We start from the raw sequence: 10318 nt of genomic DNA on the forward strand, positions 1-10318 counted from the left end.
CGGCCGTCCCAACATTGTGGACAGACATTATGGAACTAGCGTTGAAGTCGTCGAGTGATCAGGATTACTTCACTCCCAACAGAATGCATGTTGACATCAATGAAAACACATTGTTGCTAATGCCATCTGTTGGTCCGGATATGTTTGCCACCAAGTTGGTATCTGTTTTCCCGAATAATGTTAAAAAGGGAAAAACAGCTATCAATGGTTCTGTAGTCTTGAACGATGGTGCAACTGGTGAATCTTTAGCCATCCTAAACGGGGCTAAGTTAACAGCCATGCGAACAGCTGCCGTAGCCTGTGTTGGAATTCGTCATTTATCAGATCCTTTAGCAACTACATTGGGCATTATCGGAGGAGGTGCACAAGGGCGGCACATAGCATGGTTAGCTAGTCAGGAGCGAGACCTTGAGCGCGTATATGTGTATGACCGCTCGCCTCAAACCATTAGTGATTTTATCAGCTTTATGGGAGACAAATGTCCAGATGTAGATGTAGCTCTTTGTGAAGATGCACAACAGGTGGTGGTTAACAGCGAAATTGTGGTCACTGCTACAACCTCACCAGAACCGGTTATTCCGAATCTGGAAGATCTAATATTGGGCAAATGTTTTATCTGTGTTGGTTCCTACAAACCGGATATGCGTGAGTTGCCCGAATCCATATTCAGGTTGATTGACAGTGTTTGGATCGATGCTGAACATGGTGTAACCGAAAGCGGAGACCTCATCTTTCCTCTGAAAAATCAATTAATCAACCAGGAACAGGTGAAGCACATTTCCACGCTGATTGAACAACCAAATGAACTGGGATTTAGAGAAACGCGCCTGTTTAAAACGGTTGGTCAGGGCATCTTCGATTTATTTGCAGCAAAATTGGTTTACGAAAAAGCTTGCGCAGGCAATTTGGGAGAGGAAGTTGAGATATAGCTATAAAAAAGTGCGCAGTGCCTGGTGCACAGTGCATGATGAATAAAATAGCCCCATCGCCTAACGGCGCTTCCCCCAGGGGAAGATGTTTCACTAAATTCTCCCCTCGGGGAGATTCCCGCAGGGAGAGGGGAAATAAATACCAATATACTTCAGTCTTAGTACAAATTTAAATCTGTCAACTACTAAACTAAAAAAATGATCAAGCTACATAATTGGAACTGGACACCACCAAAAGAGTGGCTCCAAATCTCAACTATTGATTTACATACAGGAGGTGAGCCCTTACGTGTTTTATACGGTGGCCTGCCCGAAATTAAAGGAAAAGACATATTAGAAAAACGTCGCTTCTTCAGAGATAACCTGGATTACATTCGTACAGGTACCATGTTTGAACCACGCGGTCATGCTGATATGTATGGTGCCTTAATAACAGAGCCAATAACCGAAAAGGCTGATTTTGGCACTTTCTTTTTACACAACGAAGGTTACAGTACCATGTGTGGCCACGCCATTATTGCCCTAACCAAGTTGGTATTTGATACAGAAATGATAACAAAAGTAGGTGATGAACCGGAATTGGTGATTGATGCACCTCCCGGTTTGATCCGTTCGAAGGCATTCCGTAGGAATGGCATTGTCGAAAAAGTATCCTTCCTGAATGTACCATCATTTTTATTGATAAAAGATGAGACAATATACGTGGAAGGTATAAGTGATGTCACTTTTGATGTAGCCTATGGTGGCGCATTCTATGCTTTTGTTGATGCAGACAAGCTGGGCATTGGTATGGAAGAAAAGAACTACAATCAACTAATTGATTGGGGACGCCGCATTAAATATGCCGTGATGGATAAATATGAGATCAAACATCCGTTTGAGGAAGATTTGAGCTTTTTATATGGTACTATCTTTACCGGCAAGGCCAAAAACCCCGATCTTCATAGCCGCAATGTTTGCATCTTTGCAGAAGGAGAAGTTGACCGTTCACCAACAGGTTCTGGGGTGAGTGCCCGTGCTGCATTGCATCACGCCAAAGGCGAGTTAAAAAACGGAGAACGCATTACTATTGAAAGCATCCTGGGTACCACAATGGATGTGATGGTAACAGAAGAAACAACTTATGGCCCTCATAAAGCAGTAGTGCCTGAAGTAAGCGGAACGGCTCACCTTACGGGAAAAAACGAATTCTGGTTTGATCCGCAAGATCCATTAAAAAAAGGATTTATTTTTAGATAGTTATTTAAAACTATAAGCAAACTTCAATAATCATCAACAACTTCCTTAGTATCTCAAAGATGCTTAGGAGGTACACAACCAACAACTGACTTCTGACTACAGACTAAATTAATTCCCATGAAAACAATTATAACAATATTACTTTTACTTGGCACCTACAGTCATTTAATTGCCTGTACCGTTATTGCTATTGGTAAAAAAGCATCGGTGGATGGTTCTGTCATTGTTTCACATACAGATGCCGGACCTGATTGCCGGATAAATTTCGTTCCTGGTCAACAATTTAAAGTTGGCGAAAAAGCTCCTGTTTATTGGGGCATGATAGAATCTGGTCGTCCACTAGGTGATTATGGTGAAGTGATTGGCCACATCCCACAAGTGGAGCAGACTTACTCCTATTTCCAAACTGCTTACCCACAAATCAATTCTAAGCAATTAGCCATTGGTGAAAGCACGTTAAGTCAACGTCCTGAATTAATGGTGGATCGCTCCATTTGTGAACAAATAATGACCATTGAGCAGGCGCAGGCCTTCGCTCTCCAACGTTGCACAAAAGCAGAAGATGCTTTGAAACTAATCACCCAACTGTTTGAAACCCATGGATTCCTTCCGTCGTGCATTGGTGAAAGTGAATCATTGGTCATTGCTGATACTGATGAGATATGGGTATTGGAGGTATTCAGTGTTGGTAATGAATGGAAGAAGGACAGTGGCAAACCAGGATGCATCTGGGCAGCGCAGCGTGTACCTGATGACCATGTGATGATAATACCGAACTGGAGCATCATCAAGCAAATTAACATTAATGATAAGGATAATTTCAGGGCGTCATCAAACTATATGCAAGAAGCGATTGACCGTGGCTGGTACAATCCTGAATCTGGCGAACCATTTATCTGGCAAGAAGTTTATTCTCCTATCCCACGCGAATGGTCAACCTCACGTTTCTGGTTATTCTATGCCACTTTCGCCCCTAATTATACCGAATGGCCCGACCGCTTTACCAACTCAATTTGGGAAGGCGAAAACCAATACACACAATACATTGAACCTATATCAATTTACCCATTCTCTGTTAAACCTGAGAAAAAGATGTCGGTTCAGGATGTAATGGCTTTTCAGCGCTCAACCTTCGAAGGAACAATTTACGATAAGGAAAATGCACCAACATGGTATTACCCTAATGAGGAAGGAAAACTAACAAAGAGTGCTTTTGCAACACCATTCCCAACCAAAGAGATGCGGAGGGTAATGAACATCAACAGTCGTCGAAATGTAGCCCGGGCAAGAGGCGAATATGGTATGGTTGCACAATTGCGAGGATGGCTCCCTGATGAGATTGGAGGAGTTTACTGGTTTTATGTAGATAATGCATATACAAGTGCGTACGTTCCGATTTATACCGGTGTGACAGATGTGGCCGAATGCTATAAAGTCTACAATCCGGAATATTACCAGGATAACAGCATCCGTTGGGCCGTTGACTTTGTGGATAACCTGATGTACCTGCGTTGGCAAGATGCACACAAGAAGGTAGTCGAAAAGCGTGAACCATTAGAAGCTAGTTTCTTTTCTGAGCAAGAGTCGGTTGATGAAAAAGCGCAGGTTTTATTAAAGAAAAATCCAAAGAAAGCACAGGCCTATCTGACGCAACTAACCATCGAAAGGATGAATGAAGTGCATCAATTGTTTAAAGAGTTGAAGTTGGATTTAATTTCAGAATTCACAAATAATAAGCAAGGGATATAAAAGCTAATGGCTATTAGCTTAAACAAGAAAAGGGGTTTGCTCAATAGTAAATCCCTTTTCTTGTTTTAATAAGTTCTTGTTGCACATTTTTCTTTCAAAACATTCAGGATCAGAACTGAACCTCTGTTGTATATGCGTAGAAATCGCCATTAAAATAATGTAACGAAAGCAAATTCGACTCAAAACAAATGTACATGAAAGGTTGTAGAACGATTTGTTATTATATATTTGTTGGTCGGGGGATGTAAATGGAGATTTTAGATACGCATATTATTCAGGGAATACAAAAAGATGAAGAGCAATACTTCAGGTATGCCTTTGATTCCTCCTACGATAAACTCTTTTTCTTTGCCAAAGAATTTGTGCAGGACGATGATTCTGCCAATAGTATAGCTCAAGGGGCTTTTATTAAACTTTGGGAGAAACGAAAAGATTTAAGAGCAGATTCTAATTTGATGGCCTGGTTGTTTACCGTTACAAAAAATGATTGCATAAAACTATTACGGCAAAGACGTAAGGAATCATTAGTTGATAACTCCCGGCTGGATCCATCCAATGAGAATGCACTTGGACTAAAAGCACTGGAACAGTTCGACACCTCAGAACTGATTTTTAAAGAGATCAATCAAATTATTGAACAAACCCTTGAGCAATTACCTCCCAGGTGTAAAGAAGTTTTCCTGTTAAGTCGATTTGAGGAACTAAAAAACAGGGAAATCGCAGAGCAACTTAATATCTCAGAAAAAGCTGTTGAAGCTCAAATGACCAAGGCATTGAAAGTATTTAAAAATAATCTTAAGGATTATTTGCCCATTGTTAACTGGTTGTTTTTCTGATCATCTCCCTCTCATTTCAAAAAAGATAAAAAAAGTTAAAATCCGACATAGGGTAAAGCCGGGTTACTGGCTTTACTATATGAAGTCAATAACAAACGACTGTATTAACAGAATTAAAGAATGAACGATATAGAGAAAAACGAACCGTTTACTGACCATGAAGATGGTGCAAGAATGAAGTTACTGGAAGCACTGGTAGGAACACGCCGATCATTACCTGATGGTCAAAAGGAAGTTGCCTACAAAACAATTCGACAGAAAACAGGACTTGGAACCAGACAAATAAAACTTCGGTGGAAACAATTACTGAATTATGCTGCAATCATGGCGATATCCCTGGGATTATCCTATTGGGGATGGAGTCAATTTGGCAATGAAAAAATAAGTACTAATGAATTTGCACAGGTGGTGGCTCCTGCAGGACAGACAGCAGAAGTTGTGTTGCCAGATGGCTCTATGGTTGTTTTAAATGCTTCGTCAAAGTTGACGTATCCAACCACTTTTAATAAGAAAACAAGAGCAGTGTCCATTGAAGGAGAAGCTTATTTTTCTGTAACTACCGATAAGCTCAAACCCTTTATTGTTAGTACAGATGTGTATGACGTGCGGGTAACAGGCACTGAGTTTAACTTATCAGCTTATCAGGGTGAGCCTTATACAACTGTATTGATAGAAGGTGAAGTATATGTCGACTGGGAAGCGGCCGGGAAGTCTGTCAGGCTGAGTCCAAATCAGTCAGCAGTATGGTCACCTGACGATCAGGAATTGTTAATTCATGAGGTTAAAACAGACATGTATACCAACTGGCAGAAAGGGATTATACAGTTTCGGGATGAAAAGATGGAAAGTGTAGCCCGCTATATGGAGCGTTGGTATCATGTGAATGTTGTATTTGAAAACGAAACGGCTAAGGAATTACGTATCAATGGAGCATTATTAAAAAACAAACCGGTAGATCAGATTCTGGCCGTAATGAAAATGACCGGACAAATTGATTATACCATTAAATATTATGAAGATCAGAAAACAGTAATAACCATCAAGTAACTCAACCAAATGAAATTGAACTCATCGTAAAAAAACCGGAAAACAAAAAAATCTGTTTTCCGGTGATTCTGAAAGCTCTTAAAATATGGCGGTATTTAAAGAGCTGTTACGAATTAACCCTTACGGGTAATATTAATTAATAACAGTACAAATTTATGAAAAAAAACAAATTAGGTTCGTCCTTATCAGGACGGAGTGGAAAACTATGGCTTGTTATGAGATTGACTTTATTTCTTATAATGGTGTGCTTAATGAACTTGGGAGCTACAAATGCGTTGGCTCAGAAGTCCAGATTTTCCTTTAAGGTGAAAGATGCTACCATTAAAGATGTGTTTGACAAGATTGAAAAGGAATCTGATTTCTATATTTATTATAAGTCAGATGCATCCATTTCAAATCATAAGGTTTCGGGTAATTTTCAGGAACTTTCTATTTTGGAACTGCTCGATCAGGTATTGAAAGATACCAACTTATCGTACAGAATAGTGGAGAATTATATAGCTATTCTCCCCAATGAGGTACCACAAGTTAAAGACAATTTCCTGCAGGAGATGATAACCGTTAGTGGAAAAGTAATTGACACCAGGGGGGAACCAATACCTGGTTTAAATGTAGTTGAAAAAGCAGATCCAACCAATGGAGTAATTACCGGCATTGATGGTTCGTATAGCATTAAAGTGAATTCGGAAGAAGCTGTACTAATCTATTCCTTTATAGGATATGAAAATCAGGAGATCAGAGTTGCAGGCAGAGCTACCATTGATATCACTATGGTCGAAGAATCCATCAGTTTGAATGAAGTAGTCGCCATTGGTTATGAAACTGTACACAAACGCGATGTAACAGCCTCCGTGTCAAGCATCCGTTCTGATGCTATTGAGAACATTCCGGTAACCAGTGTATCAGAACTATTAGGCACACAATCAACAGGGGTGCAGGCTGTTTCTTTGTCAGGAGCACCTGGCTCCAGAGGTTCCATTGTTATTCGTGGAAACACCAGTATTGGTGGAGCAATCGATGTCAATTCGGCCTTTAGTAACCCCTTGTATGTAGTTGACGGGGTTCAAACATCTTTGGAAGATTTAGCCGGATTCAATGTTTCTAATACTGACTTCCTAGCATCACTGAATCCTGCAGATATCGAAAGTGTTGATATTTTAAAGGATGCCTCTGCTGCGGCTATTTATGGTTCGCGCGGAGCAAATGGTGTGATTATCATTAACACCAAAGGAGGTAAAGCATTGGAAAAGCCAGAATTTTCATTTACGGCAAGTTATGGAATTCAGCCAAAACCTGAACTGGTATCTATGCTGGTGGGTGCTGCTGAAAGACGCGCCAAAATGGATATGATTAATAAATGGTGGAAACATGATGAGTTGTTATCGCAGGAAGTACCTATGTTATTAACAGATAGCCTGAATCCGGCATTCAATAATAATGTGGATTACCAGGGACTGTTCTATCAAACAGGTGTAACTCAACAGTACTCTTTAAGTATGCGTGGAGGTTCCAATGAATCCAACTACAGATTGTCTGTGGGTTATAATGATAATAAAGGTGTTGTAACTGCTACAGGTTTTAAGAGATATACAGTTACAGGTAATCTCAATTCCAAAGTAGGCAGAGCCTTTACCAATCAGTTTCGCACCAATCTGGTATATACCGATAATCAAACCGGGCAAGGGAATCCTTACTTGGGTTCGTATAATATGAATAATGCGCTTCCCGTCAATCCGGCTTCGCTTCAATCCTCATTGTTTGCTATTACTGATGAAAAACGTCAGTCTCTTCAAGGAGAATTAGAATCTAAACTCAATGAGGATAGGCAAATTCAAACGACCCTATCCAATTTAATGCGTTTTCAGTTGTATAAGGATTTAGCTATTAGCTCTCAGGTCACTTCTGTATATTCAACCAACAAGAAGAACTTCTATGAACCATCAACCATTCGCGAAGAAGGCGATGGATTCGCAAGCTATGCTATATATACGCGTTTTAACATTTCAACCGATACTTATTTCAACTATATCACAGATATTGGCAACCATAATATTACAGCTATTTTGGGTGTAAAAACCGATTATAACCGATACGAAGATATGGGTACAACTGCAGTCGGTTTTGGTAGCGATGCGATTAGGGTGATAAACAGCAGGTATACACAAGATGAAATTTGGGGCTATACCGATATCAGTGAAAATGCTATGTTATCTTATTTCGCACGCGTGGGATATAAATTCAAAGAGAAATATATTCTTGGAGGAACTTTCAGTATGGATGGATCTTCCCGCTTTGGGGCTGACGTGCGCTGGGCAAAATTCCCTTCATTTTCTGCAGCCTGGTTATTATCTGAAGAGCCTTTTATTAAAGGGGTAGTTGGAGATTTTGTGGACCTTGCTAAAGTCCGTTTCAGTTGGGGTATTAACGGAAAACAGTTCCAGCAAAACTATTTACGATTTGGAGCTTACAGCCTTGGTTATGGAGGGCAAGCCTATTGGGGTAACCAGATGAATGTATCATCTTATGCAGGGATCACTGGTGTTAAACCTAATTATGGAGCCATTGGAAACGATCAACTTTCATGGGAAGATTCAGAACAATGGGATATTGGATTTGACCTGGAGATGTTTGGACACCGTTTGAATCTTACCTTTGATGCATACCATAAGCAAACTGATAAACTGTTTTTTGATGTTGAGTTTCCGGCTTACTCCGGATATAATACTGCTAAAGCCAATGTGGCGGGAATCTTGAATTACGGTTGGGAAGGAATGATCAATTACCATGTGTTCCCTCGTCATAATAATTTGCGATTGGAGTTAACAGCAGGTTTGGCACAAAATAAGAACTTCATCACAGCTCTTCCTAATGGCAATCGCGACTATACAGGAAATGACTATGGATATGTGGTGGGGCGACCAATCAATCTTTATAAAATGTTTATCAATGACTACATCATTGATGACTTGAGTCAATTACCGGTGAATCCATATACAGGACAACCTCTGACCGGAAAAAGTGCCTGGGCTGCTATTCGTCCCGGGTTCCCTATTTGGCAAGATTTGAATGGAGATTATATTATAAATGAAACACATGACTTGCAACTGGCACGCGATTATTCACCGATACCAGAAATTCAGGGTTCATTTAATGTGAATCTGCAATATAAAGGATGGTATCTGCAGGCTTACAGTCAATTCTCTTTTGGAGCTGATATTAAAAATACAGTACTGAACAGCTACATGGATGCTTATGATCGAGGTGGTGACAGTTGGGCTAAACAAGGATTAGCAGATTTAAGTAAGTATAGTTTCTGGGAAAAACCAGGTGATGGTGCTGCGGGAGCGCGATTCCCTGCATTATATCCGGCTAGTCCCAGCTTAGGCCCATACTACGGGTTTAGAGGAAATCAAACACTCTGGATTGAAAGTGGTGATTACTGGAAAATTACCAGTGCCTCTTTAGGATATACATTTAATAAAAACAGCATTATTAAGAGATGGGGTTTAACACGCTTACGTTTGTATGCGAATGTACTCAATCCTTGGATGTGGCAACGTTCGGATGCAGTGGTGGATGCATCGATGGTCGATGCCAAAGGGCATGTGTTAGGGAACGGTTATCCACAGGCAAAAACAATCTCTTTTGGTATTGATGTCAGATTCTAAAAATCGAATACAATGAAATATATAAAAAAAATATCGGGCTTATTATTGGTCTTAACCCTTCTGTTATCATCTGGGTGTGAGGATTTTTTAGAGCGTGAACCACAAAGCATTACCCACCCTGCAGTTTTTTGGGTGAATCAAAGTAATGCTGAACAGGCTTTAGCCGGAGCTTATGGTCTTTTTAAAGAGGCGATCACAACACAGGCAAGTTTCATGTTTTGGGGAGAGTTTCCCGGAATGACCTTTCTGTGGCACGATGACTGGATTATCAAGTACATTCTTAATAATGGTGATTTTGTATTGCCTTACCGTGAATCTACACGAGATTGGAAAAGTTTATACCGTGCAGCCAACTGGGCTTTTACGATTGAGCAATATGTGGAAGGAATGGATGATAATCTTTTTAGTTCTCCTGAAGAAAAAGACCGTATTATTGGTGAGGCTGCTTTTATACGAGCTTTGAGCTACTTTTATTTAACACGTGTTTGGGGAGAAGTGCCGGTTGTTAATCTTTCTATTGAAACTTCTGATCAGTTAGTTACTGAGGATGGTTATATTGTTGAGCTTCCGAGATCAGATGAAAAAGAGGTTCTTGACTTTGCATTGACAGCCGTGAATAAAGCGATTGGCTTACTGGATTATTCTGAACCAGGTCATAGCCAATGGGCCATTACAGCCAATAAAGCCAGTGCCGAGGCATTGAAAGCACATATAACCCTCTGGTATGCCAGTCGGGACAATGATAACCAGGAAATGCTGCAAGCATGTATTGATGCAACCACCTCAGTTATTACCAATAGTAATGCAGAATTGATTGATTATGTAGCCGAAGGGGAAGACGGCCTGGAAG

The 10318-nt window shown here is 40.3% G+C and carries 7 protein-coding genes; all 7 read left to right on the forward strand.

Features of this window, described 5'->3' with window-relative positions; genetic code table 11:
- On the forward strand, positions 1-929 hold a 929-nt coding region (locus AC4MRQ_RS22760; RefSeq protein ID WP_491200029.1), incomplete at its 5' end, for an ornithine cyclodeaminase family protein.
- A 198-nt stretch (positions 930-1127) separates the two neighbouring features.
- Positions 1128-2168, forward strand: a complete 1041-nt coding sequence (locus tag AC4MRQ_RS22765) for a proline racemase family protein (RefSeq protein ID WP_491200030.1) — start codon at positions 1128-1130, stop codon at positions 2166-2168.
- Between the two features lie 117 nt (positions 2169-2285).
- Positions 2286-3917, forward strand: coding sequence for a dipeptidase (locus AC4MRQ_RS22770; protein ID WP_491200031.1), 1632 nt, complete (start codon positions 2286-2288; stop codon positions 3915-3917).
- Positions 3918-4165: 248 nt separating this feature from the next.
- Positions 4166-4753 carry an RNA polymerase sigma-70 factor gene (locus AC4MRQ_RS22775; protein ID WP_491200032.1) on the forward strand — a complete coding sequence of 196 codons (588 nt, stop codon included), beginning with the start codon at positions 4166-4168 and terminating at the stop codon, positions 4751-4753.
- Between the two features lie 120 nt (positions 4754-4873).
- Complete coding sequence (locus AC4MRQ_RS22780) at positions 4874-5800, forward strand: FecR family protein (protein ID WP_491200033.1); 927 nt, start codon at positions 4874-4876, stop codon at positions 5798-5800.
- A gap of 155 nt (positions 5801-5955) precedes the next feature.
- The gene (locus AC4MRQ_RS22785) at positions 5956-9468 is read left to right on the forward strand and encodes a SusC/RagA family TonB-linked outer membrane protein (RefSeq protein ID WP_491200034.1); all 3513 of its coding nucleotides are present in this window, start codon (positions 5956-5958) and stop codon (positions 9466-9468) included.
- Positions 9469-9480: 12 nt separating this feature from the next.
- A partial coding sequence (locus AC4MRQ_RS22790) for a RagB/SusD family nutrient uptake outer membrane protein (RefSeq protein ID WP_491200035.1) occupies positions 9481-10318 on the forward strand: 838 nt, incomplete at its 3' end.

Source organism: Carboxylicivirga sp. (assembly GCF_982718395.1).

What these genes read in the sequence shown, in the direction of transcription:
- AC4MRQ_RS22765 (WP_491200030.1), top strand. Translation starts at nt 1,128, where the DNA reads ATGATCAAGCTACATAATTGGAACTGGACACCACCAAAAGAGTGGCTC.
- AC4MRQ_RS22770 (WP_491200031.1), top strand. Translation starts at nt 2,286, where the DNA reads ATGAAAACAATTATAACAATATTACTTTTACTTGGCACCTACAGTCAT.
- AC4MRQ_RS22775 (WP_491200032.1), top strand. Translation starts at nt 4,166, where the DNA reads ATGGAGATTTTAGATACGCATATTATTCAGGGAATACAAAAAGATGAA.
- AC4MRQ_RS22780 (WP_491200033.1), top strand. Translation starts at nt 4,874, where the DNA reads ATGAACGATATAGAGAAAAACGAACCGTTTACTGACCATGAAGATGGT.
- AC4MRQ_RS22785 (WP_491200034.1), top strand. Translation starts at nt 5,956, where the DNA reads ATGAAAAAAAACAAATTAGGTTCGTCCTTATCAGGACGGAGTGGAAAA.